Origin of the sequence: Mitsuokella sp. oral taxon 131 str. W9106, assembly GCF_000469545.1 — a bacterium.
Classification (GTDB): Bacteria; Bacillota; Negativicutes; order Selenomonadales; family Selenomonadaceae; genus AWVT01.
On record NZ_KI273074.1, the window covers coordinates 47,223 to 73,519 of the forward strand.

At 48.5% G+C, this 26,297-nt stretch carries 20 protein-coding genes, 1 tRNA gene and 1 pseudogene; 20 read left to right on the forward strand and 2 right to left on the reverse strand.

The features are described 5' to 3' along the window. Positions 1-35 precede the first annotated feature (35 nt). From HMPREF1985_RS10625 to HMPREF1985_RS10715, 20 genes and pseudogenes are all read left to right on the forward strand, one after another. Positions 36-1,403 (forward strand): GumC family protein, encoded by a 1,368-nt coding sequence (locus tag HMPREF1985_RS10625; protein WP_040637675.1) that lies wholly within the window; start codon positions 36-38, stop codon positions 1,401-1,403. Between the two features lie 177 nt (positions 1,404-1,580). Then, complete coding sequence (locus HMPREF1985_RS11880) at positions 1,581-1,925, forward strand: glycosyltransferase family 2 protein (protein WP_369758586.1); 345 nt, start codon at positions 1,581-1,583, stop codon at positions 1,923-1,925. Positions 1,926-2,161: 236 nt separating this feature from the next. Next, a complete protein-coding gene (locus HMPREF1985_RS10635) occupies positions 2,162-3,538 on the forward strand; it encodes an O-antigen ligase family protein (protein WP_021772626.1) in 1,377 nt (458 codons plus the stop codon). A 171-nt stretch (positions 3,539-3,709) separates the two neighbouring features. Further along, entirely contained in the window at positions 3,710-4,942 is a 1,233-nt protein-coding gene (locus HMPREF1985_RS10640; protein ID WP_040637676.1) for a glycosyltransferase family 4 protein, read from the forward strand. Positions 4,943-5,000: 58 nt separating this feature from the next. Continuing rightward, a complete protein-coding gene (locus HMPREF1985_RS10645) occupies positions 5,001-6,107 on the forward strand; it encodes a glycosyltransferase (protein ID WP_040637677.1) in 1,107 nt (368 codons plus the stop codon). 45 nt (positions 6,108-6,152) lie between these two features. Then, positions 6,153-7,370, forward strand: coding sequence for a UDP-N-acetyl-D-mannosamine dehydrogenase (gene wecC, locus HMPREF1985_RS10650; RefSeq protein ID WP_021772629.1), 1,218 nt, complete (start codon positions 6,153-6,155; stop codon positions 7,368-7,370). Next, entirely contained in the window at positions 7,367-9,493 is a 2,127-nt protein-coding gene (locus HMPREF1985_RS10655) for a bi-domain-containing oxidoreductase (RefSeq protein WP_021772630.1), read from the forward strand. The genes wecC and HMPREF1985_RS10655 overlap by 4 nt, the downstream gene beginning before the upstream one ends. 11 nt (positions 9,494-9,504) lie before the next feature. Next, the gene (locus tag HMPREF1985_RS10660) at positions 9,505-10,854 is read left to right on the forward strand and encodes a phenylacetate--CoA ligase family protein (RefSeq protein WP_155943559.1); all 1,350 of its coding nucleotides are present in this window, start codon (positions 9,505-9,507) and stop codon (positions 10,852-10,854) included. 42 nt (positions 10,855-10,896) lie between these two features. Next, positions 10,897-11,256 carry a hypothetical protein gene (locus HMPREF1985_RS10665; RefSeq protein WP_021772632.1) on the forward strand — a complete coding sequence of 120 codons (360 nt, stop codon included), beginning with the start codon at positions 10,897-10,899 and terminating at the stop codon, positions 11,254-11,256. A 2-nt stretch (positions 11,257-11,258) separates the two neighbouring features. Continuing rightward, entirely contained in the window at positions 11,259-12,926 is a 1,668-nt protein-coding gene (locus tag HMPREF1985_RS10670) for an HD domain-containing protein (protein WP_021772633.1), read from the forward strand. A gap of 26 nt (positions 12,927-12,952) precedes the next feature. Beyond that, positions 12,953-14,416, forward strand: coding sequence for a DUF362 domain-containing protein (locus tag HMPREF1985_RS10675; RefSeq protein ID WP_051349123.1), 1,464 nt, complete (start codon positions 12,953-12,955; stop codon positions 14,414-14,416). A 15-nt stretch (positions 14,417-14,431) separates the two neighbouring features. Further along, the gene (locus HMPREF1985_RS10680) at positions 14,432-15,688 is read left to right on the forward strand and encodes a lipopolysaccharide biosynthesis protein (RefSeq protein WP_021772635.1); all 1,257 of its coding nucleotides are present in this window, start codon (positions 14,432-14,434) and stop codon (positions 15,686-15,688) included. Positions 15,689-15,759: 71 nt separating this feature from the next. Next, entirely contained in the window at positions 15,760-16,713 is a 954-nt protein-coding gene (locus HMPREF1985_RS11700; protein WP_021772636.1) for a hypothetical protein, read from the forward strand. A gap of 34 nt (positions 16,714-16,747) precedes the next feature. Then, positions 16,748-17,941 (forward strand): glycosyltransferase family 4 protein, encoded by a 1,194-nt coding sequence (locus tag HMPREF1985_RS10690; protein WP_255349311.1) that lies wholly within the window; start codon positions 16,748-16,750, stop codon positions 17,939-17,941. 73 nt (positions 17,942-18,014) lie between these two features. Beyond that, positions 18,015-20,210 carry an alginate lyase family protein gene (locus tag HMPREF1985_RS10695; protein ID WP_040637678.1) on the forward strand — a complete coding sequence of 732 codons (2,196 nt, stop codon included), beginning with the start codon at positions 18,015-18,017 and terminating at the stop codon, positions 20,208-20,210. Positions 20,211-20,228: 18 nt separating this feature from the next. Continuing rightward, positions 20,229-21,632, forward strand: coding sequence for an MBOAT family O-acyltransferase (locus HMPREF1985_RS10700; protein WP_021772639.1), 1,404 nt, complete (start codon positions 20,229-20,231; stop codon positions 21,630-21,632). Positions 21,633-21,865: 233 nt separating this feature from the next. Further along, a complete protein-coding gene (locus HMPREF1985_RS10705) occupies positions 21,866-22,582 on the forward strand; it encodes a hypothetical protein (protein WP_021772640.1) in 717 nt (238 codons plus the stop codon). Positions 22,583-22,802: 220 nt separating this feature from the next. After that, positions 22,803-22,934: pseudogene (locus HMPREF1985_RS11385) on the forward strand (GDP-L-fucose synthase); the annotation flags it as partial. Continuing rightward, positions 22,931-24,013 (forward strand): glycosyltransferase, encoded by a 1,083-nt coding sequence (locus HMPREF1985_RS10710; RefSeq protein ID WP_021772642.1) that lies wholly within the window; start codon positions 22,931-22,933, stop codon positions 24,011-24,013. The pseudogene HMPREF1985_RS11385 and the gene HMPREF1985_RS10710, both read left to right, overlap by 4 nt. A 65-nt stretch (positions 24,014-24,078) precedes the next feature. Further along, positions 24,079-25,392: a hemolysin family protein gene (locus tag HMPREF1985_RS10715; RefSeq protein ID WP_040637679.1), complete on the forward strand. Its 1,314-nt coding sequence runs from the start codon at positions 24,079-24,081 to the stop codon at positions 25,390-25,392. A gap of 57 nt (positions 25,393-25,449) precedes the next feature. Here the strand turns inward: HMPREF1985_RS10715 and HMPREF1985_RS10720 are convergent. Together HMPREF1985_RS10720 and HMPREF1985_RS10725 are read right to left on the reverse strand one after the other, a co-directional pair. After that, positions 25,450-25,525, reverse strand: a tRNA-Ala gene (locus tag HMPREF1985_RS10720). Positions 25,526-25,727: 202 nt separating this feature from the next. Next, positions 25,728-26,027: a virulence factor gene (locus HMPREF1985_RS10725; RefSeq protein WP_040637680.1), complete on the reverse strand. Its 300-nt coding sequence runs from the start codon at positions 26,025-26,027 to the stop codon at positions 25,728-25,730. Between the last annotated feature and the right edge of the window lie 270 nt (positions 26,028-26,297).

A 26,297-nucleotide genomic window follows, 5' to 3' on the forward strand; every position in this document is an offset into this window, starting at 1 on the left:
ATGGCAGGACGTGATCCCGGATTGGAGTGAATATCTTGGCGCAGGAGAAAGAAGAGAGCATTGACCTTGGACGGTTTTTACGGATCTTGTGGGATCGCAGAATCGTTGTGGGCGGTATCGTCCTCCTTTGCACCATCATAGCCACCATCGTGGCATTCGTCTTGCCAAAGCAGTATGCCTCGACGACGCTCGTCCAGATGCGCAGCACGGGTTCCGGTATGGGCACGCACGGCAACGCTGCGGCGCTTGCGTCGATGGCAGGGATCGACTTAGGCGGTAGCAGTGGCTCCGCGTCGCCGACCAACTACATCGAGCTCATGAAGTCGCGTCGCGTCTTAGAACCCATCATTGATGCAATGGACTGGCCCAGTGACAAGAAAAAACCGACGGCGGCTGACTTCGCGAAGTCCAACCTCGACATCAAGAACACGAAACAGACGAACCTCATCAGCGTCACGGCGAAGGGACGCACGCCAGAAGAAGCGCAGATGATCTCACAGGGCGTCGTCGATAACTTCCTCGCCATGCAGACGGACATGAACCAGCAGACGCAGAGCCTCTTGGTGCAGTTCCTCGACGACCGCATCAAAAAGGCGAAGGACGACAGCGAGAAAGCGGATGCGGCGCTTGCGAAGTACAGCCGCGAGAACAAGATCTACAGTCCGGAAGAGCAGATCAAGGCGGCCGTCCAGCTCCTTGGAACTTACGACGAGGAATTCTCCAAGCAGGAGGTGGACTATCAGTCCGCCGACGCGGAACTCGCCAGCTTGAAGGAAAAGATCGGCGAACAGGAGCAGGGCGCACTCGCCTACAATATCAACGACAACGACGTCGTCACGAAAATCCGTAATGAAATTGTGACGAAGGAAGTCGCTCTCGTCGAGCTTCGGCAGAAGTATACCGACAAGCACCCCGAGGTCATCGCCGCAAAGGAGAGCCTTGCGAAACTGCGCCAGAGCCTGCAGGACGAAGTGGGTGCCATCGTCGCCAGCAAGGCGGCGACCCTCAACCCCACACAGGCCGAGCTCATGACGAAGGCGGCGCAGGCAAGCGCGAAACGCGCGGTCGCTGCTGCGGCAAAGAGTGCGGTCGAAAAAGAGCGCAGCAAGCAGGATGCAAAGATGGAAAACGTGCCGGATTCGGTCATGACCTACCTGCAGCTCAAGAGCGATGCCAAGATCAAGGGAGAAGTGTATACGAACCTCGTCCAGCAGCGCGAGAACAAAAGCATACAGGAAGCGATGGAGTCGATGGACATACAAGTCGTGGATGAGGCGGATTTGCCGGATGCCGATAAGCCGACAGCACCGCACAAAAAGCTTATCATTGTACTAGGCTTCGTCTTCGGATGCTTTTTGACGTTTACTTATGGGATTCTGTGCTATCGCAGGTTTGAAAACTAATGAGATTGCATTTTCTCCTGTTTTATCTCGCATCGATGACTTGATTCGTCTAGATATCAATGGCCTCTGTATGGTATAATGCTCTGCGCGCAACGAAAGTTGGCAAGTTTAAAAATTTCGCGAAGAATTCTTCATGAGAGTGGGGATTGAATGGCATGGAACGTATATTGAAACATAATTCAACAGCGATATGGAAAGCGATATTTCCCAAGGGCAATCGAATCTGTGCTACAGCAGACGTTTACAGATTTTGAGTTGATTCTCATAGAGGATCATTCGACCGATGAAAGTTTTTCCGTATGTCAGTGCTATGCTGCAGCGAATAAGAGAATTCGACTTGAGCGAACAGAAAAGAATCACGGCGTTTCTATGGCACGCACGAAGGCTGTATCTTTGGTTCGTGGCATGTATTGCACATTCGTGGATTCGGATGATTGGATCGGGAAAGATCTGCTTGCGGAAGTATATCGGTTATTTTTTCATCAAGGCGGATTACCACACGTTGTGCCGTGCACTGTCTGATGCCAAATGGGAAGAGGCAAGATGCATGTTGCGTAACATTCGGATGACCGAAGACTGGCAAGTGTTCTTCGCGGGTAAGATGGGTCAGCCGACTGTCAAAAGAAAGATACTTCGGTTTTGTACCTTGCATGGGAGTGACACGATTTTGCTCATACTGGCATGGTGCATGAAAACGATTATAGAGTATTTTCGTGTACCTTTTTCCTATATAAAAGCTTGATAGAGGGAGAAGCCAAATGGAAATATTGAGAAAACTGCACCTGCTTTTATTGGGGCTGTCCATTCTTTTTAGTCCATTCATTTCCTCTCTTGGCGTTCACCGCTTCGGTCCCCTTGGGATGGAGGGAAGTTTTTATCCGGCGGCACTTGGACTGCTGGTCTGGCTTGTGGAAACACTTTTTTTTCAAAAAAAGATATATATTCCAAAGGCAATTTATATTTTTTACGCATTCCTCACCGTTATGTTCGTTTCCGGAGCAGTTCATTTTTTGGATATTACAGAATTACAATCCAAAGGCGTGAATGGAACAAGTCGATTTCTTATACAAATCGGTGCGATGGTATTTTACTACTTGGTTCTTCTCTATGTATATAATATCATTCGAGAGGAACAAAACAGCCCTGTGCTGTTTTTCCAGCGTTGGATTTGTCTTTCGTTTGCATTGGCTGGAACGTACTCGTTGTTTGAGTTGGGAAAGATAAGCGGCAATGCCTTTTCGGCAGATGTCATGACGGCGGTTGATAGTTTATTTCGTAGCACAACCGTTACAGGAGACATAGAAAGGTATTTCAGAATTCGCTCGCTCGCAGGGGAAGCTTCTTACTTCGGTATGTATATTGCGGTATTGCTCCCGTGGATATTAGGAAAATGTTTTCTTGGAAGGAGCAAATACCCGGGCTTTTTTTTCTTCGTATTCGGCTATGTTATCGTATTAGTGTTGTTTTCTCAATCGCGTACTGCTTATATGGTTATGGCGATTGAGACGGTTGCATTCTTTATTTTATTTTGGCGTAGGGTTTGGGCAGAGCGTTTGCGGTTCGGGGCATTTGTATTTCTTTTTTTTATCGTTGCGATGATTTCGTTTGACTATGTTTCCGATTCGTTGCCTGAGGTTGATGTCAGTGCCGTTTATGAAAGCCTTTTGTCGAATGACAATCTATCAAATGTAGCACGGTATGGATCGCAGAGGGCGGGGTGGAATATGTTCATGGATCACCCTCTTTTGGGAGTTGGATTTGGAATGTATGGATTCTACGCATCGCAGTACTATCCGGCAGAAGCTTGGAGGAGTCTTGAGATTGTGATGTGGGGGCAGGATGGAACGGGATGGCCGTGGCCACCCGTACACAGTCTGTATGCGAGAATTTTGGCTGAACTGGGGGTCGTGGGACTGATAGTTTATCTAGTCTTATTACTGTCTTTGTTTTCTGGCCTATGGCGTGTTTGTGTAGCAGAGGATGCAGAACAAAGGACGGAAGCTCGAATTTTGATGCTGGCACTGTTGGGGATTGTTTTGCAGGGATTTAATATAGACACCTTTCGGAATATTCCTATGTGGATTGTCTTTGCGTTGGTGCTGGGCGTGACAATGAAAGGACGAGAAAAGACGTGAAAATTTTAGTCTTGAACTGCAACAGCGAGGGCATGAGGTGGACGCGTTTGTTCCAGAGGATGCGATTGTAGATGTTTCGGACAAGCATCGTAGGGTTATAAAGGGGGTGCATCGCTTTTTGGTTTACTGGCTGATGTTGGGACTCTATTGGGCTAGCAAGGAGGGTGTGTGTTGAACGTCGTTCTTGTCAATGATACTGCTTTCGTGAATGGCGGGGCTGCTCAGATTGCGATTGCTACGGCACGGCTTCTCGCACGACATGGGCATACGGTCGTTTTTTTTGCTGCGGTCGGTCCAATCGCAAGGGAGCTCGAAGGAATGGCGAATCTCTCTGTTGTCTGCCTGAACCAATACGATATTTTGCGTGACCCGAATCGTCTGCGCGCTATGGTGCAGGGAATTTGGAATCGCCGTGCTGCTCATGCGTTCGCGCATGTCTTGGAGTCGTTTTCCTCGCAGGACACGATTGTCCATGTTCATGCGCTTTCCAAGAGCATTTCGTCGAGCATCGTGCCGGTCGCGAAGCGGCGAAATTTTCGGATTGTATTTCATCTTCACGACTATGGAATCGCTTGTCCGAACCTTGGATTTTATGACTACCCTAAAAAAGTGATTTGCCACAGGAAAGCGATGGGGATCGAGTGCTTGTTTCGCAACTGCGATAGCCGCTCGGTGCTGCATAAGGGCTGGCGGGTCGTGCGGCAGTTCGTGCAACGCTTGTTTGGTCGGTTGCCGAATGCCGTGGATACCATGATTTATATTTCGGAATTTAGCCGTCGCGTGTTGATGCCGTATTTTCCTAAAGGGCAGCGTATGGCGTATCTGCCGAATTGGATCGACGTGAGGAAAACGGAGCGAGTGAAAGCGGAGAAAAATACAGCGTTCCTCTTTGTAGGAAGGCTTGCGTCAGAGAAAGCGCCCATTCTTCTTGCGCGGGCGGCAGCCACACTTTCCGTTCCGGCGATTTTCATTGGTACGGGAGAGTGCGAGGCGCAGCTGCGTGCTGCTTGTCCCCATGCAGAGTTCCCCGGATGGTTGACGCATGAAGAGATGGAATCGTATTTTAGACGTGCGCGAGCGTTGGTCTTTCCATCACAGTGGTATGAAACGATGGGGCTTTCGGTTGCTGAAGCACTGGCAAGAGGGATTCCTTCCATCGTAGCGGATACGTGCGCCGCCAGCGATATGATTATAGACGGAGAGACGGGGGAACTTTTTACAGGTGGCAGTCTTGAAGCACTTTGCGGCAAAATGCAGACTTTGTCGGATGTTGGCATGGTCAAGCGTCTTAGCGAAGCAGCATATCAGCACTTTTGGGCAGAGGACAGGAGCGAGGAGGCCTATGCAGGAAAGCTTCTTGCGATTTATCAGGATACGCTGCACGGCGTTGTACGGGATGCATAGGTAAGAATCGAGTAGATTTTGACCATAAGATTTGACCATAAGAAAGGAAGCGAATGATTTGCGGTGGCTGGTTTTGGCCGGATGGTATGCACCAGAGAAGAACCCACGTGCATTTCGTGCTACGGAACTCGTGCGGGAATTGAAACGAAACGGGGACTTGGTGGATGTGTTTGCGCCTGATGACGCAAAGGAAGCGAGCGACGCTCGCGGCGTGACGTACAAGGTAAGAGCGATTCATCCGAAGCAGGGTGGGAGTGCAGCACAAGAACGAGAAGCAGGTTACGCAAAAAAAACCATACGATTTTTGTTCTATTTTTTTTTCGGGGATGGACCGCGCAATGTTCTATACGGTTGGAATCTCTTTTGGGCCTTGTTCAAGCACCGAAAGCATATAGGGAGCTACGACACTGCGCTCGCTATCAGCTATCCATTTTTCGTCCTCTTGGCATTTCGGATATTTGGGCTGCTTCATCGGGTTCCCGTTGTACGAATGGCAGACTGCGGGGATCCGCTATATCATAATCCTGCTTTTCCGAAGGCATTCTATTTGAAGTATGTTGAAGAATGGGTTTTGAATTGGTATAATTATATCATCGTTCCAATGACGGAAGCGAAAGGGGCTTACCCAGGTCTTTTTCGAAAGGGAAAGCTAAGGGTCATACCACAGGGGGTTCGTTTGATACCCATTGACGAAAGCCTGTATAAGCCATGTGCGATACCTACGTTTTGCTATGCCGGCATATTCTATCAATCCATCCGAAACCCGGACTATTTTTTTGATTTTTTGGCAAAGCAAACAGAAGCATTTCGATTTATCGTTTATGCACTTCCCGATCCATTCACACGGAAGCTATTGGCACGGTATCAATCCGTTTTAGGTGATCGACTTGAAGTAAGAGCACCGTTGGAGCGCGAGGAGCTGATAGCGGTTTTGGCTCGCATGGATTTCGTTGTCAATTTCAATAACGATAATTCGACGCAGCGTCCTAGCAAGCTGATTGATTATGCGATGAGTAAGAGACCAATTCTTAGTTTCAATCGAAAAACGTTTTCAGAGAAGAATTTTATGGATTTTCTTCATGGTCATTATCAAGCGGGAGAACATATTGATCCTGCTATTTATGATATAAGGCATATTGCAAGACAGTTTAAGGAGATGCGGTAATGGAATAGACAGCAGCTTCTTATTGTACGTTGGAGGTTGTGTTTTATGAAAAACGTTAGTGTCATTGGTATGGGATATATCGGCTTGCCTACAGCGACGTTGATTGCCAACCATGGCTTTAAAGTCTTTGGCATGGACAAGGTGGAACGTGTTGTTGCAACAATCAATCGCGGAGAAATCCACATCGTTGAGCCAGGGCTTGCGGCGTATGTCAAGAAGGCGGTTACGTCTGGGAATCTCCATGCAGATACAAAGCCACACGAAGCGGATGTATTCATTCTTGCGGTACCGACACCGTTCAAGGGGGATAAAGAACCCGACTTGTCGTATGTTGAGGCAGCAACGCGAGAAGTTGCCCCCTACGTCAAAGAAGGCAATCTTATTGTTCTCGAATCGACAAGCCCCGTTGGAACGACGGAGAAGGTGCAGAATTGGCTGCTTGAGGAGCGCGCTGACCTCGTCGGAAAGAAACTTTATTTTGCACATTGCCCGGAACGTGTTTTGCCGGGCAAAATTGTTGAAGAACTGCCGCATAATGACCGAATCATTGGTGGCGTGGATAAAGAGTCGACGGATAAGACGATTGCGTTTTACGGCCATTTCGTGACAGGTGCGCTCCTCGCGACGGACGCACGAACGGCAGAGCTTTCCAAGCTGACGGAGAATTCATTCCGCGATGTCAATATTGCATTTGCCAACGAGCTTTCCGTGATCTGCGAAAAACTCGGAGTGGACGTGTGGGAGTTGATCCGCCTTGCGAATCGGCATCCGCGCGTCAATATTCTCCAGCCTGGGCCCGGTGTCGGCGGGCATTGCATCGCGGTTGATCCGTGGTTCATCGTGGACTCTGCGCCGAAGGAAGCGCGCCTGATTCGTGTTGCGCGCGAGGTCAATGACAGCAAGCCGCATATTGTGCTGGAGAAGGTTTATGCTGCGGCACGAAAAATGGATGCGCCGAAGATCGCCTGCCTTGGCCTTGCATTCAAGCCGGACATAGACGATTTGCGTGAAAGTCCTTCACTGAAGATCGCCGAAATTCTTGCAGACAGCAATCCAGGCGAACTGCTTGCCGTTGAGCCGAACATTCATGAGCTTCCGGCAGGCTTGGCAAATAAAATGGGCGTCAAGCTTGTCTCACTCGATGAAGCGATGCAGCAGGCGAATATTGTGCTTCTTCTTGTCGACCACAAAGAATTCAAACAGATGGATCGGAAGCTTTTGGAAGGCAAGACGGTCATTGATACGCGAGGAATTTTTGCATGAAGCAGGTACGAATCAAAAAAGGGCATGCTGTTACGGATGTGGTTCCGTCTCCACGGGTAGAGGCGGGGAAGATCTTGGTGCAGGTTGTCAATTCCTGCATTTCGATTGGCACGGAGCTAAGCGGCGTTCGACGTAGTGCAGTGCCGCTTTGGAAGCGTGCGGTCGAAGAGCCTGAAAATGTAAAAAAGGTGTTCCATATAGTAAAAGAAAAGGGGATTTCGTATACCAAAGAGATAGTTAAGGAGAAATTAGATACTGGGCTATTAGCAGGCTATTCGGCAGCAGGCATCGTTGTCGGAGTGGGAGCGGGAGTTCGGGATGTGAAGGTCGGCGAAAGAGTGGCATGCGCCGGCGCGCAGTGCGCCTATCACGCTGAGGTCATCAATGTGCCGCGAAACCTTCTAGTCAAGATCCCAGATCCTGTTTCCTTTGAGGAAGCAAGCACGGTTACGCTTGGTTCGATCGCTATGCAGGGTGTGCGTCGTGCGCACACGACACTTGGCGAATGCTTCGTCGTCATTGGACTTGGTGTTATTGGGCAGTTTGCTGTACAGATGCTCAAAGCGAGTGGCTGCAAGGTCATTGTGAGCGACCTGGACCCGCAGCGAATTGCCATCGCAAAAGCCCATGGGGCAGACTATGCTATTGCACCAGATGGCGGTTTGGACGTCGAACAGGTAGCGCATCTCACGGATGGAATCGGTGCAGATGGCGTGATTATCACGGCAGCAGCAAAGACGGATGCCATCGTGTCGACTGCATTTAAGATGAGCCGCCGCAAGGGGCGCGTCGTCTTGGTCGGCGACGTAGGGTTGAACTTGAATCGTGCCGATTTTTATGAGAAAGAAATTGATTTCTTTATCTCTACGTCGTATGGCCCGGGGCGTTACGATTCGGCGTATGAGGAAAAGGGACTCGAATATCCGGTCAGCTATGTTCGTTGGACGGAAAACCGCAATCTGCAGGAGGTACTAAACCTTATCGCAGCGAAAAAGCTGCGTGTCATGGATATGGTGTCGAAAGTCTATCCGATAGACGAGGCAGATAGGGCGTACGAAGAATTGAAGACGGCTTCTCCAAGACCCTTGATGGTGCTGCTCGCGTATCCGCAGAACGAGCGTCTGCCGGATGATACGTTCGTTCAAGTCGGCACGCATCCTGTCGCAGATGGAAAGGTTAAGGTTGCGATCATCGGTGCAGGCGGCTTTGCGAAGAGCATGCACTTGCCAAACCTCAAAAAATTGGATCGTCTCTATCAGATCCGTGCGATTATGAGCCGTACAGGGACGAATGCGGAGGCGGTCGCAAGACAGTTTGGCGCAGCGTATGCGACGACGAGTTATGAAAAGGTACTGTCAGATGCTCAGATCGATATGGTGCTGATTGCAACGCGCCATAATCTCCATGCGCAGATGGTGCTTGCGGCGCTTCGCGCGGGCAAGCATGTTCTCGTGGAAAAACCGCTTGCAATTTCCGAAGAAGAGCTTGAAGAAATGGAACAGTTCTGCCGTGAAAATCCGAATGCACCGCTCGTCCTTACCGGATTCAATCGAAGGCATTCGCGTTATATGCAGGAAATTGCCAAGCATACGGCGAAGCGGCAGAATCCGCTCGTGATCCATTACACGATGAATGCCGGTTATATCCCCCTTGACCATTGGGTTCATACCGAGGAAGGTGGAGGACGCAACATAGGGGAAGCTTGTCATATTTATGACGTATTCAACTTCTTGACGGGGGCAAAGGCTATCCGTGTCAATGCAGAATCCATACAGCCAGGAAATGGCTATTACAGCGCGAAAGATAACTTCGTTGCTACCGTGACGTATGAGGATGGATCCGTTGCCAATTTGATTTACGTTGCAAATGGCAGCAAAGATTATCCGAAAGAAACGATGCAGGTTTTTTTTGACGGCAAGACGATTACGATGAATGACTACAAATCGATGAAAGGATACGGCGTTTCGCTTGCCCAGATTGAGACCAAGGGAAGCGAAAAGGGGCAGCTCGAAGAAATCGAAGCCTTTGGGACGGCAATCCAGAAGGGCGATGAAGCGCCGATACCACTTTGGCAGCAGCTTCAGGCCATGCGTATTGCCTATGCGGTGGAAGCACAAATCTGAAAGGATCCGCCATGTTGCTAAAAGATACACTTCGTGAGGTTTATCATATATTGCCACAGAGTTGGCGTATGGGACGAGCGTTTCATGTCCTTTATCGTGAATATGAGAAACGAATGTTTCAGACTTACGAAAAGCGACGGGAATATCAGATGGATCAGCTCCAGCGTATGATTTCCTATGCTTATGCACATACGCGATATTATCGCAATTTGCTTGATGAACGTGGAATTTCGCCGAAGAGCATACAGGATTTTTCGGACATCAAAAAAATTCCTATTTTGACAAAGGATATCGTGCAGAATCATTTAGCGGAGATGGTTTCGGATGCGATTCCTAGGCAGCAGTTGCAATACGTTACGACAGGCGGTTCGACGGGAAAACCGTTGGGACTCTATATCACAGCGACAGTAGAGCGGAAACGCTTGGCCTTTACATGGCTGAATTGGAGCTTAATGGGATATCGTATGGGCGATGCTTGTGCCGTCCTCCGTGGAACCGTCGTAAAGGACGGTTTTTGGTCGTATGACCGAGGAGAAAACTATCTGATTCTTTCCACGTACGATCTGAGAGAGACGAATATTTCGGAGTATCTTGCGCGTATAAAAGATTTTTCTCCCAAGTTTTTGCGAGCATATCCTTCGGTATTAGATATTCTTGCACGATATATACAAAAACATGGTAAAATGCTTTCATGTCTTTCAAGCGTAAAAGGGATTGCTACTTCTTCAGAAGTCTTAACTCCAGAACAAAAAGTTTGGCTGGAGGATATATTTCAGATTCCTATTTTCGATCAGTATGGCAATTGTGAGCAGGTCGGTTTTTTGGGAATGTGTCCTCATGGCCATTATTATGAGGCAATGGAACATTCGTATTTGGAATATTTGACGGAGAATGGAAATGATGCTGTTGGCGGTGAAGTAGGAGAAATTATCGGGACAAGCTTTATCAACGATGCCGTTCCGTTTATTCGATACAAAACGGGAGATGAAGTCCTGTTATCGCGTCATCCGCTACAATGCGATTGTGGGATTCATACGCGTTCCATACAACGCATCGAAGGACGAATGGGAGAATCCCTGCAGACGCACTATGGAAACCTGATTTCGATTACAGCGCTTAATTCGCATAGTGATATTTTCGATCATACGGCACGCATACAGTATTATCAAGATACGCCGGGCATTGTTGTCTTGAAAATTGTCCGCCGACCGGAATATACCGATCAGGATACAGAAAAGATATATGCTGAATTGAATCAGAAGTTCAAGCAGCAGGTGGACTTGCGCATCGAGTTCGTGGAGGAAATACCGCTGACTTCTCGCGGCAAATACAAGTATCTTGATCAACGGCTGAAATGGTAATAAAGTAGTACCGTTATTTACCATGAGGAAGGAGCTGCTCATATGTTTTATATCGCTATTGAAGACGTTGCGGCAAATGCTTTGATCCAAGCATTGAGCAAGAATGAAAAAAAGAGATTTTTAACGTATATGACAATCGAAGCATATGGGAATCGTGTGGTTGAGAAATTGAACGAAGAGAATAAGAAAGCGATTCTTATCTTCTCGCGTAATCGTACTGCAGCGTTGTATCGAAATTATTCGCATTTTTTTGAGCCATATGAAGAAAATGGACAACGTGGGATTCGATTAAGAGAGGGAATTACCTTAGAGAATTTAATCATTGCGTTTCAAGGATATTTGGCATTGGATTTACTGAAGGCGTTCATGGATGTTTCAGTAGAGGATAGCGAAGTGGCGTGAAAATGGCGGAGAAACGTTTCAAGGATCCCGTATACGGATATATTTCTGTGGATTTAAACTTTATGGAAATTGTGGATACGTCGGAATTTCAGCGTCTACGTCGTATCATTCAAACGAGCTATTCCCCTCTATATTCGTCTGCTATGCATAACCGTTTTGTCCATTCTTTGGGGGTATTTCACTTAGGGAAGATTGCCAGTGAGCAATTGAAGAAGGAGAATCAAAGCAAGAGTTTCGTAGCATCTGAAGAGATGGAACGAAATGGATATCTGTTTCAATTGGCTTGTTTATTGCATGATGTTGGACATGCCCCCTTTTCGCATACAGGTGAGGAGTTTTTTTTGGGCGCGAAAGGGGAATATGAAGACCTTCATAATAGTGTGTCAGATTTAGTTGGGGATGAAATATTTAAAAAGGATATTCCAACAGATGAGTCAGATGCAGCAGCTCCGCATGAACTGATGAGTGCAATTGTTGCTCTTCGGAATTTTAGTGCATGTTTTGCGACTTCGGAAGAGCGCTCTTTTTTTGCACGTTGCATTATCGGCTATTGTTATAATGATGATAATGATATTGGTGCACAAATGAAGAATATCTTTATCAATATGTTGAATTCTAAGATTATAGATGTTGATAAATTAGATTATTTGATCCGAGATGCGTTTGTTACTGGATTCGATACAATCCATATTGATTATATGAGATTGTTGTCTTCGTTGACTTTGTATCGAGAGGAGATGACGGAAAAGATTTGTTTGGCGTATGGTAAGTCTGCACTTAGTGTTTTGGAAAATGTCGTATACGCACATGATGCGGAACGCAAGTGGATTCAATCGCATCCTGTAGTTTTATATGATGGTTATTTGCTTCATGAAATGATTCGATTTTTGAACCAGAAGATTAGTTCGAATACAAAAAAGTTATTTTCAGAGAAAACATTGAGTGCAGTGGGAGAGGATTTTGGAGATAGAGGCAGAATTCGCCTGATGAGTGATGATGATATCATATATTTATCCAAAAATATTTATTGGGAAGAATTGGGAGATTTGGGAAAAGAATACTATGCACGAACGGAGCGGAAACATCCTGCATGGAAATCTGAAGCAGAATATAATGCATTGTTGGCGGATGCCGGCTCAGAACGAGGAAAAACCTTAAATAGCATTCAAACGACAATGGAACATTTGATGTCCTATACAATGGATGCAGAAGCTTTCGGCGGAAGTTGTTCTATAAACAAGAAGGTTCTTCAACGGCTTAATGAGGAAGTAGATCAAATCGAAAAATTAAAACAGACGGAATCGGTTGATGACAGAACTTATAGGGCGCAAAAGAAAAGTAAGTCTGCTATGCGCAAGGTGGTAGAAGTGCTAGCGAACTTTGCAGAACAAAATCGAATTGAGTTTGATTTTGTTATTTTAACATCTAAGCAATTTAATAGCGGCTTTGCAAAACATGATTTTGCTGAATTAAGAGTGGCGTTTCCAGCGAAAGAGGAGCCACGGGTCTTTCCGTTTAAGAAGTTGGAGGTTACATTGGAACCAACGGAGGCAGGACAAGATAGGGCATTTTATTTGTTTTATAAAAGAGGCAAGGGAGGCTTAAAGGATCTAGATACAGCGGATTTGATACGCAGATTGATTTCTGAGTTCACTCTGTATAGATTATAGGATGCGTTTCGAGGGAGGGCAGGACTATGCTGCATGATGTATCAGTCAATATCAAAAAAGGAATAGAATATCCTCATACAGCACCGTTTCATCCATCGGAAACGTACCCCGAGTGGGGGGGCAAGATGCCTCTTGCACGTGAGGCAAATCCTGTGTATGGCTTGGTGCGTGACTGCATCCGGCATTTAGGGCTTGATGCGGAACATCAGGAGACGGCAGAGTGGAATCCTTTTGGGGAATTCATCACGCCCGGTGACCGTGTGCTCATTAAGCCAAATCTAGTGCTTCATTTCAATGGAAGCGGAGCGGATGTGCGTGCCGTTACGACACATGGCTCCGTGATTCGCCCCGTACTGGATTATGTCGTTTTGGCGCTCAAGGGAAAGGGGCATATCATCGTAGGCGATGCGCCGCAGGCAAATGGGCATTTTGATGAGATCGTCTCACAGAATGGGCTGCGTGAGGTCGTGACGTGGTATCAGGTGCAGGGGATTTCCATAGAGTTGCTAGATTTTCGGAAGAACTGTTATCCCGATGGAACGCGTGGTGGCATACGAAAGGATCTGCAGGGGGATCCCAATGGCTATGTGCTCGTCGATTTGGGAGAGCGCAGCTTTTTTGCACAGGAAGCACATTTGGATCGATTGTATGGCTCGGATTTTGACCGCAGCTTTATCGTCGACAAGCATAAGGAGGGGCATCGTTATCTTTTGTCTGGGGCTGTCCTGCAAGCGGATGTCATCATCAGCATGCCAAAGCTGAAAACACATCGAAAGACGGGTGTTACCATCAACTGCAAGAATATGGTCGGGGCAAATGGCGACAAGAACTACTTGCCGCATTACCGCGTGGGCAATGCATCGCAAGGCGGTGATGAATATCCGCCGACGCTTCCCATGATTGTCAAGTTATGCTACCGATGGGATCGGTTTTCAAGAGATTATATTTTGATCCGCAATACCGTATCGAGCAGATTGCTGTACCGCATGCTGAACAAGCCGTTTGCTCTTATGCAGAAATTGTATCGGAAATGGACAGGGGCAGAGCTCATGGCGGGGCATGGTGACTGGTACGGCAATGACACGACATGGCGCATGTGCCTGGATCTCAATCAGATTGTGCTCTTTGCGGATCGGGATGGATGTTTGCACGATATACCGCAGCGCAAGTATTTTTGCCTCGTAGATGGAGTCATGGCAGGAGAAGCAGACGGTCCGCTTTCGCCAACGCCGAAGAATGTCGGCTATGCGTCCTGTGGTGCAGGAAAACCATTTGCCGTGGATTTCGTGGCCATGTATCAAATGGGCTTTGACCCGGCGAAGTTAAAGGTCAATGCGGAAGCGGAGAAGTATAGCCTATTTGATTTTCATTCGGATTCTCTGTCGGTGGCCTGCGTAGTGGATGGTGTCCCAACCGATTACGGGCAGGTCAATTTAGGCTTTCGTCCGCAGCGAAATTGGATTGGGCATATTGAGCGGCAAGAATCGTAAGATAGGAGTATCTTCATGCGTGTTTTAGAAAGGATGAGGGCACGAGTACCTGCTATTTTGAAAAGTCGTCTTGCCCAGCAGACCGGTGTTTACTCCTTGATGCAGATTTTCTCCTTGGGGTTCGGTTTTTTGAGTAATGTCTTTCTTGCGAAAGAAATGGGGGCAGAGCGTTTCGGAATCTATAGCTTTGCTGTTGCAGTGATGGCGTTTGTCAGCATTTTTTTTGAGTTTGGCCTGTTTTCGACAGCATCGAAGATTTTGGCGGATAATCTGGATAAAGAAAAGGAACGGCAATGGCTCGGTGTGTTTGGGATTCTCTTTCTTGCCATTAGTGCCCTGATGTCTGGATTTATCTTCCTGATTGGTTTGTTCATTGATGATTTTTTTGCAGATAAGATTGGCGGCTTGCTCCGAATCGTATCCTTGCTAAGCTTTATGTACTTGCTTCCCAATTTTATGGAGCTGGTCCTGCAGGGAATCAATAAAATCCATCTGCTTTCTGGATACAATGTGATTCAGAAAACGATTTTTTTTGTTGGCATTTTATGCCTATGGATGTGGGATGCGCTTTCGCCGTTATATTTGTTTTATGCACTAGGGATCGCATCCATACTTTCTTTCGGTTGGACGTATTTATCCTTGCATCCGAAACTAGATGACTTTTGGAAAAATCTCTCTCATTGCATGAAATATAATGCCGGATATGGATGGTATATTTATTGGGGGCGAATTGCGGATACTGGGGCTGGCAATTTGGACAAGATTTTGGTTCCGTATTTCACAGATGCACGCACGATGGGATTTTATTCGTTGGCGACGGCGTTTGCAACGCCGGTTCAGACGATCGCAACCTCCGTGCGGATGGCTACCTTTCGGGACTTTGCATCCAGTGGGAAAATACCTCAGAAATTAATTCGGCTGGTTTTTTTCGCCACGATTGCCTCGATTGGGATTGTCCTTCTGATGGGCTATTTGGTGTTATGTGTATATTTGCCGAGCGACTATAGAAGTGCGTTCTTCTATTTGGGCATTTTGGCAATCGCCATAGGTCTGCAAAGCATGTATCAGCTGTATAATTCCTATTTGGCGGCTGCGGGATATGCGACTACGATGCGCGTTGTTGCATGGAAAACGGCTTGCTTGGATGTTGTTACGAACAGTACATTGATTCCGTTGTTGGGGGCATATGGAGCTTGTATCGCTACGTTTTTAGAAAAAGGTTTTTTTTATTTTGCCGTATATCGGGCGTATCGCAAAAAGGTCATTTGCTAAGGCGTTATGGTTTCATTGATCGGCCATGTATAGCAGATCCGTTATGATTTGGGGCAGGAGGGGAACAACGAATGAAGCAAGTCTTGATTACGTGCGATACGGAAGTCGGCGAGCTGGCGCGTGACATGGACAAGGCGTTCGATGTGTTCGTGCAGGGAGCTGTTGCAGGTGAACGGGTAGGCGTTCCACTCATCAATCGGGTGGCAAGCCAGTACGGGGGAGTGGTAACGCATTTCGTGGATGTCTATCATCCACATTACGAACGGGAATTTTCCAAACTCTGCGAGACGATCTTGGCCGATGGGCATCAAATTGGGCTTCATACGCATCCCAGAAGCAGGTTCGGCAAACGCTATATGTTTGAATACGATGCGGATAAGCAGCGGGAGATTATCGCATGGGGAAAGGAGTGGCTGCTTCGTCATGTGGGGCTGGATGTGATGGTGCATCGAGCCGGCGGATACGGTGCGAATGACGCAATTTATCCTGCGCTGCGCGCAAGTGGGATTCGGATGGACAGCTCGTTCTTCTTTCGTGCCTCTGCATGTCACATGGGCTATCCGTATATCAATCGGATCGCTTCCTGCGAGGACATTGTGGAGTTTCCTGTCACCGTGTATCGAGAGAAGAGAACGCTTTTCGGTTTCAAGCGGAAAGACCTATATCGGAAACTGGATTTTCGATATGGTTCTGATGTGCCCACGATCTTGGACGTGATTCGGGAGGCACCAGATAAGACCATTTTCATCCTGTTCCTGCATAGCTTTAATTTTCTGCGTGGCTGCTATGATGTGCGGAAGGAGAAGTTTACGGGGCTTTCCGTGCATCGCCCCTTGATTGACGCGTATCATGCACTTTTGGATGGTATCTCACAGTTGGAAGAGGTGTGCTTCACGGACTTTGCCCACGTACAAGTGCCGAAGACTTGCACGGAGTATTTGGCAGAGAAGGAGACCACCGTTTCGGTGCAGGAGGCCATCACACAGCGAATCAGGCAAAGGATTTGGAAAAAGATTCCGTTTTGAGGAGGACAGGATGTATTTTCTTTATTTGCGGACGATGTATGCGATTGGCCTGAAAGCAGGTGGATCGGTCGGTCATACGGCAGGCGTTATCCATGCGCTCGCTGCAAGAGGGGATTTGGACGTCCTGTCGAATGATGAATTGGCAAGCGTCCGTGTGCCGGTCCGTGTCCTGCGTCCCGTTATCCGCACGGTGCTTCCAACTAGCTTGAAAGAGCTGTGCAGCAACCTGCAGTTTCTGTTTCAAGCAAAAAAGGCAAAGCCGTATGCACTGCTTTATCAGCGGTATGCGGCGTTCTCGTTTGCAGGAGCGTATTTGGCACATCGATGGCACATCCCGTTTGTCTTGGAATATAATTCGTCTGAAGTATGGAAGGCGAAACATTGGAAGACGGAGAGCCGTGGAATCAAACGCATGGCCAAAACGCTCTATAATCGATTTTTTTCCGTGCCGATCATGCAGTATATTGAACGGTATAATCTGCGTCGTGCGGATCTCGTGGTCACGGTTTCCGATGTGCTGCGCGATTCCCTGATGCAGCTCGGCGTGCCAAAAGAGAAAATTTTGTCCAATCCCAATGGGGTGGATATACAGAAATTTTCACCGGGATGTGGCGGAGCTGCGATTCGCGAGAAATTGCACCTGACGGATAAATGCGTCGTTGGATTTATCGGAACGTTTGGGCAGTGGCACGGTATTTTGGAACTGGGGCGCGCCATCGTGCGCCTCGCAAAATCAAAGAAAGAATGGCGGGATAAGGTTCGTTTCCTGCTGGTCGGCGATGGTGTTCTAATGCCGGAATTGAAACGCATCCTGCGGGAAGAGGACGCGCAGGATATGGTCGTCCTGACGGGGCTTGTGCCGCAGAATGAAGCACCAACCTACTTGGATGCCTGCGATATATTTGTGTCACCGCATATTCCGAACCCTGACGGAACGCCTTTTTTTGGAAGCCCGACAAAGCTTTTCGAATATATGGCAATGGGCAGAGGGATAGTGGCATCGCGTCTCGACCAAATCGCAGATATTTTAGAGAATGGAGAAACCGCGCATTTAGTGGAACCCGGCAACGTTGAAGAATTGGCCGATGGCATTATTCGTTTGGTGCAGGATGAAACCTATCGCAAGCACCTTGGCGAATCAGCGCGAAAAGTGGTGGCAGAAAAATATTCGTGGGATGCGCATATTGGGCGTACGTTGCACAAGCTGGAAGAAATCCGGGAGGGATAAGTACGGATTCGTAGTATTTCCCCTGAACAAACAGATGAGATGGATATGATGCGTGCAGAGAGGAGAGCGGCGAATGAGACTTCATACGTATTGGGAAAAAGCGCGTTCCCTTCCCCCACGCGAGGCATTGCGACGCGGTACGCGAATGCTTGAACGTCATGCTTGGGAGCGTGCAGGCAAATGCAAGGCGAGATTCTTTTCGACGTATGCAAGCCGAAAAGATTTGCGAATATTGCCGTACTTGGGAGACATTGAACATTTCTCCTATGTAGAAGATAAGAGCCGGCTGTTTGCGTTAGCAGGATACTATCTGGACCATACATTTGATCTTCTTGGAAGTGGCTGGCGCACGTTGCGCTATGGCATGCGCTGTACAGGTGTGGAAGGTCACGTATATGGCACGTCATCCACTTCGCTTTCTGTGGATGCGCAGGGTGCATGGCTGATGGGGCGTGTGTCACGCCCTGCCGTCTCGTATGCAAAAAAGGTATGGGGATTGGTGGACGCGTCGTATGAGCCGATTCCATGGCAGATGGATTTTAAGTCCGGCTATTCATGGTCCGCGTGTACGTGGCATATGAAGGTTGCGTATGGGGATCTGCTTGGCGTCGATATCAAAGTGCCATGGGAGCTTTCACGGATGCAGCACCTTCCCATGCTGGCAAGGGCGTACCATGCGGCGCAGGAAACAAGACGCGAACCGTATGCGCGTGAGTTTCGGAATGAGATTCTCGATTTCATCGCACAGAATCCGCCGAAGTTTGGCGTGAATTGGCGCTGCACCATGGATGTAGGCATTCGCGTTGCAAACTGGCTTGTTGCGTACGATTTGTTTCGCGCGTTTGGCGCGGTGTTCGACGAATCGTTTGAGCGCGTCTTCGCGTCCTCTGTGTATGACCATGGACGCTATATTTTGCGTCATTTGGAGTATTCACCGGAACTTCGTTCGAATCATTACCTTTCGGATATCGTTGGGCTTCTGTTTGCTTCCTTGCATTTGCCAGCGACTGATGAAACGGATGCATGGCTTGCGTTTTCCCTGCAGGAGCTCGTTTCGGAGATGCGGCATGAATTCCATGCAGATGGAAGTAATTTTGAAGGTTCGACGAGCTATCATCGCCTATCGACCGAGCTTATGCTATACGGTGCGCTGTTTGCCGTACAAATGCCAGAAGAGAGGCGAAAAGGGGTGCGGGGGCGTGGATCTCTGACGCATACGGTATCGCCCCCGCTCAAACCGGTGGCCGCGCAGGCATTTGACCTTGCAAAAAAAGAAATTTTCCCGACGTGGTTTTGGGAGCGGTTGGGGAAAGCCCTGCGTTTCACCCAAAATTTGCTGCATGATGATGGCACGGTTCCACAGATTGGCGACAATGACAGCGGCAGATTTTTGAAATTGAATCCGGTTTTCGTTTTACTGACGGAGGAGCAAGCGGCAGCGCGTTACTCGAATTTGACGAAATGCGCTGCTATGGCACAAGCTTCATACTATGACGAAAACATCTTAAATCATGAACATTTATCCGAGGCATGCGATGTGTTGTATGGTAATCAGATGGCTTCGGCATGCAATTTTGAAGAAATGGTTCTAAAAGCTTGTGCGAGAGGACTTTCGTTGCCATCGATTCCGCCGTGCGAACAGCCAGGCGGTTCCGCGGAAATGCTGGAGACCGTATTGCAGCGCTTGCCGCTTGATACATTTGCGGAACAAACGTATACCTTTGCTGCGGAATCGGATTTACTGCATGGGCTTGTATGCTTTGCTTACGCTGGTATGGGCGTGTACATTTTCCGTTCCAAGCACATTTATATGACCGTTCGGTGCGGCGAAATTGGGCAGAATGGAAACGGCGGGCATTCGCACAATGACCAGCTCGCACTTACCCTTCAAATCGATGGAAAGGATATTCTGCGTGATCCGGGAACGTACGTATACACGCCGCTTCCAGATCAACGCAATCGTTTTCGTTCGACGAACGCACATTTTACTCCGCAAAGACTGGATGGTAGGGAGCAGAATCCGTGGGAGCCAGGGGTGAGAGGGCTTTTCTCGGTTGTACGTGAAAGAACGTTTGCAAAAGTATGCTTTTTATCCTCGAATGCAATCCTCATGCAGCACGATGGTTTCGGTGAACGCGTGTATCGGGCAGTAGAAATTCTTTCGGATCGCGTTGTGGTGCGGGATTTTGGAAAGGGACTCAAACGCATCGAGGAGCCACTGGATTATTCCAATGGATATGGTAAAATAACGCAGTCGGATTCGGCATGATCTGCTAGGAGGAAAAGGATGCTGTTTCATTCACTTGAGTTTATCTTTTTGTTCTTTCCTATTGTGCTGATTGGGTATTTTGTGCTGAATGCACGGAAGAATACTTCCTATGGACTTTTGTGGCTGTCGCTGTCGAGCCTGTTTTTTTATGGGTGGTGGAATCCGACCTATGTATGGTTGATCCTTTTCTCTATGGCAGTGAACTTCTGCATCGGCAAGCATCTAGTTGCACGCTGTCGAAAGGCTTGGTGCGTTGGTATAGGCGTAGCATTTAATCTGCTCTTGCTCGGTTACTTTAAGTACATGGATTTCTTCATCGAGAACTATAATTTCGTTTTTCGTACGGAGCATGCTTTATGGCATTTGGTGCTGCCGCTCGGGATTTCTTTTTTTTCCTTTACGCAGATCGCTTATTTGGTTGAAACGTATAAAGGCAAAGTAAGCCGACAGGATGCACTGAGCTATATGCTTTTTGTGTCGTACTTTCCGCATTTGTTGGCAGGGCCTATTATCCATTACGAGCAGATGATGCCGCAGTTTCTTGACGAAAAGCTGAAATCTGTAAACTGGGAAAACATGTCAAAGGGACTGTTTCTCTTTTCCGTCGGGCTTTGCAAGAAGGTGCTGATTGCCGATACGTTAGCCGAATGGGCAGATACGGGCTATGCCGTAGTCGGAAGTGTGGAGCTTGGCATGCTGACGGCATGGACGATCGCGCTAAGTTACACATTCCAGCTCTATTTTGATTTCTCTGGCTATACGGATATGGCGCTTGGCGTCTCACGCATGCTGAATATCAAGCTCCCAATCAATTTTGATTCTCCGTATCGTGCCGGTTCCGTTATCGAGTTTTGGCGCAGATGGCACATCACGCTGTCCTCGTTCTTGCGGGATTATCTTTATATTCCGCTAGGCGGCAATCGACGGGGAACATGGCGCAAGTATGGGAATATCATGGCGACTATGCTGCTTGGCGGTCTTTGGCATGGCGCTGGATGGACGTTTGTTTTGTGGGGGGGGATTCATGGGGCCGGAATTGTCGTGAATCACGTGTTTCGTGCTGAAAAGCTCTCCATGTCGCGATGGGTCAGCGTACCGCTGACGTTCCTATTCGTCAATTTTGCATGGGTGTTCTTTCGGGCGCAGGATATGGCACAGGCTTTTTCGCTGTTGAAAAGCATGTGTTGGTTTCATGGCGTGCAGGCTATATCGATGGGGGCAGACCTCGCACTGCCCGATGGGCGCAGGGAGTTTCTTGCAGTGGTCGGGCTGTTCTTTTTGTGTCAGATCGTGCCGAACAGCATAAAGATGTCGGAGGCATTCAAACCGAAGAAAGCGTGGGCAGTTGCGGCAGGGATATTGCTTCTTTTGGGCATCTGCTGTTTGAATAAGAGTACGACGTTCTTGTATTATCAATTCTAGGAGATGAGATTGTGTCTTATGGGCGGGTATTCGCTTTGATTCTGTCGATCACCATTTCCTTGCTTGTGCTTGTAGGCGGATTTAATTTTGTCGTGGATCCGTATAACGTCAATCGAGCCGTGGATCTAGGATTGGCTAAAGATCAGATATCGTATCGCGGAAACTATCGCTTGTATAAACTTCAAGCGTATCGGAATTCGCCTTGCCCCAATATTTATTTGGGCGATTCGCGTATGGATGGATTGCGCGAGGAAGAAGTCACGGCCGCGGCAGGAGAGCGATATTTTAACTTTGCTTATGGCGGTGGTACGGCGTATGAAATATTGGACACGTTTTGGTATGCGACAAAGTATCAAGCACTAAAAAACGTATACATCGGCATCAATTTCAATTTATATAATGCCAATCCGCGCCGAAATCTTGTTCCAGAGGCAAAGCGCATGTTGGACAGCCTGCCGCGTTATTACTTGTCGCCTTTCGTGACGCGAATTTCGTTCGATAATATTCTGTATCGTTTTACGGGAACCAATTTGCGGGCAGAGAAGCCGCCGATGAACAAAGAAGCCTTTTGGAAGGAACAGCTCGGTGCAAGCACGGAATATTTTTATCGCACGTATCAATATCCGCAGGAGATTCACGAAGGACTGCAGAAGATCGTGGACTACTGCAAGGTGCATAAAATCCATCTTGTCTTTGTGATTCCTCCGACACATATTGATTTGCAGAACCGAGTAGATGACTTTCATCTACGGGAAGCGTATGATCGGTATAAGGCAGATATACGCGCCTTCGGCTGCCCCGTATTTGATTTCGACGTAGATGTTCCGATGAACCATTCCTATGAGCACTACAAAGATCCATACCATGCAGATGAAATGATTCGTGCATGGGAAATACAAGAGGTTTGGGGGCTTAATCATGAAGAAAGTCCATTTCATGCCTACAATTAACCTACTGCTATTATGATATAAATGGAATTCGAACTGACATGGAAGATGATGCTATTTGCCGCATCGTTTTTCTTGCAATTCGACATGAGTATGCGTACAATACAATTGGAGGAGTCGACCGTGTGTACGGCTAAGAAAACGCATAGGGCATATACTCGCGGCTTGCCCTGCAGCCGATGAAGGAGAAGAGCGCATGGTCGTAGGCTGGGGAGACGGCACGGGTACGCCGCGCAAGCTGCTTGATGTTTCGAAAGCGGCTTCATTGGGATGGATGTATCAGACCGAGCTGGAGGAAGGGATTCGGAAAACGTACGAGGATTTTCTCTCGAATCCGATGCGGGCAGAACGATGAAAATAAAAGTTTTGAATATAGGTGAGTATGTGCAAGGCGGGGTCGCGACATATTTGTACAGCGTGCTTTCCTTGCAGGCAAAGTTTGATATGTACGCGATTATGAGCGAAAGCAAGTCCGAAAGGATTTGGCCGATCGAGGCGAGTCATATCGCTTATTATCCGTATATACGAGGACTTGCAGGAATGCCTTCCGCGATATGGGCAGTAAAAAGGAAGATTGCGGAAATTCGGCCGGATGTCATTTATTGCCACAGCACATGGGCCGGGGTCATTGGGCGAGTCGCCGCACTGTTTTCCCCATCCTGCCGCGTCGTATACAATGCGCATGGCTGGGCGTTTTTGCAAGATGTGGCAGCGTGGAAATGCAAGATTTATGCGTTTGTCGAGCGAATGCTGGCGAAACGCACGGATTGCATCATTAACGTGTCGGAATTCGAGTATAATAATGCCGTGCGATATGGCTTGCCCCGCGATAAGATGGTTGTCATATACAATGGAAGCCGAGACTCAGCAAGTATCAATCCTTGCCCGATACAGATGGATGAAAATAAAATCAATCTTCTTTTTGTCGGTCGATTTGACCCACAAAAAGGGGTGGATTTTTTATTAAAGGCGTATGAACGCCTGGAACGTGCAGATATTCATCTGTATCTGATTGGCGACAATGTTGTTTCAAAAGGCGAATCTGTTTCGATGGTGGACAGTGAGAAAAAAAGCTTTTTAGGCTGGATTCCACATGGAGAGATGTCCGGCTATTACGATGCTTGTGATGCGGTTATCATGCCTTCGCGCTGGGAAGCGTTTGGACTGGTTTGTATTGAGGCGATGAAGTATGGGAAGCCCGTCATTGCAAGTGACCGAGGGGCGTTGCCGGAGTTGGTTCATCCAGGGGAAAATGGGTGGATATTCCATTTCGATGAAATGGGGGAGGATCTGCTGGCGTGCCTTAGGAATCTGACGAAGGATGAAATCAAGACGAGGTCAGATGCGGCTAGACGATGCTTTTTGGAGCACTTTACGGAACACCAGATGTTGGAGCGAACAGAGGCGGTTTTGCGGGAGGCAGTGGAATCGTAGCGGTCTTTGAAAACGTGATGTAGAACGATTCTGTCGTAGCAACGAATAAAGGATGTGTGTACGTGTTGGATAGCATAGACATAGGATTGTTGCTCATTCTGATCATTGTACTCCTCGCCGCCGGCGCATTTTTCTCCCTGGCCGAGACAGCACTTGTGGAGAGCCACCGCGGGCGGCTGGAGAAGATGGCGGAGGATGGAATCGGTGAGGCGGAGGAGGCGGCGGAGCTCTTGGAGCAGCGCGAGCGCGTCCTGCCGTTCGTGCAGGTCGGCATCACGCTGACGAGCATTTTGCTTGGACTTTGCGCAGGGGCGTTTCTCGCGCCACTGCTCGCAGCGCTCCTTGCGCCCGTCCCGCATGCGGAGGCGATCGCGCGGATTCTGAGCGTTGTGGCCGTCACGTACATCACGCTGCTCTTTTCGGAATTCCTGCCGAAGAAAGCGGCAATGCAGTCGCCGGAGGAAATGCTCATTCGCTACCATCGCGTGCTTCGCATGGCGACGCGTCTTTCCCGTCCTTTTATCGCATGCCTTTCGGCATCGGCAAACGGCGTGCTGGTCGTTCTCGGCATCAATCCGCACGTCGAGGATGCCGTGACGGAGGACGAGGTCAAGGACCTCATCGAGCAGGGAACGGAGGATGGCACGTTTGAAAAGTCGGAGCAGGCAATGGTCGACCGCATTTTCCACATGAGCGACCAGACGGCGTACGCGCTGATGACGCCGCGCACGCAGATGATCTGGCTCGACCTCAACGACTCCGTGCGCCACAACCTGCGCGTGATCCGCGAGTCGGCGCAGGAGGTGTTCCCCGTCGGGCGCGAGAATCTCGACGATTTCTGCGGCGTCCTCCACGCGAAGGATATGCTGAACGCGGTGCTCGCGCGCAAGCCGATTGACCCTGCGCTCTACATCCGCGAGCCGCTCTACGTGCCGCGCTCGATGGACACGTTCCGCGTGCTGGAGAAGTTCCGCGACACGGGCATTCACGAGGCGATGGTGCTCGACGAGTATGGCGGCGTCGTCGGCTTTATCACGCGCGACACGATCCTGCAGCAGATCATCGGCGACTCGCTTTCGAATGTGGAGGAAGACCCCATCCAATTCACGCCGCGCGACAAGAATTCGTGGTACGTCGATGGGCTATGCTCGATCGACGTATTCAAGGAACGCTTTTCGATTGACAAACTGCCGGATGAGGATCACGATCACTACCAGACGATGGGCGGCTTCCTGACGGCGTACTTCGGCTACATTCCGAAAGTTGCCGAAAAGCGCGATTGGAACGGGTTCACGTTCGAGGTCGTCGACATGGACCGCGCGCGCATCGACAAGATTCTCGTCACAAAGCATGAAACGGAAGGACAGCCGCAGGAGTAAGCGGCTGTGGGACGCAAAAAGAGGACTAGGCAATGCCTAGTCCTTCTGATTTCGGAATGGTGGAGACGAAGAGGATTGAACTCTCGACCTCTCGGATGCGAACCGAACGCTCTCCCAGCTGAGCTACGTCCCCAAGACGAATTATAGTATAGCGCGCCTTGGGAAGAAATGCAAGCATTTTTTATCCTAGGAAGACGTGTTTTTGCATGGGTTAATTGTAATTGCAAATCGGACAAGTTCTAAAAATTTTCAAGCGACAGAAGCAATGTGGCTGAGTTATCCTCTCAAATTATACAAAAAGCCGCTGCATATCATGATGTGCAGCGGCTTTTTTGTTAGTCATCGTCGCGAAACGCGACCATCAAGTCGTTATCGTCCTCGATTCGCAGCATTCGTATATCGCGGACGCTCGGCTCGAACCACTCATATTTTGACGCGAGTTTTCGCGCCGCCATGACGGTTTTTACGGCGTCTACTGTCTCATTGCCGAAGTAGACGCTTCCCTGCTGGCGGATAAAGCCGTATTTTTCGAGCGTGTTCTTGATGTCGGTATAGGCGTTTGTGTGGCTATTTCCCGTGTATGTCTTGGATAGCGTATCGGTATCTAAATCGAATGCGATTGCGTATTTTGCCATTGCCAACTCTCCTTTCAGGCCTGCAGCTGCCATTCTCTTTCTTTTTAGGAAGTGGATTTATCTTCTCGTTTTTATTCGGTATACTTGAATCAAAGATGGATAAAGCCCCTCCTTTTTCGTTGCTATATTTGGTACTCAAGTTACCATATTTGGTAACTCCCGTCAAGTGCCCTCCTTATTCCATAAGGCTTCCCATGTGGGTTTGCCAATCCTATGTTACACTGAGCCAAATATTTTCCCAAACATTTGTTTGGCGAATCCCAGCCCAGT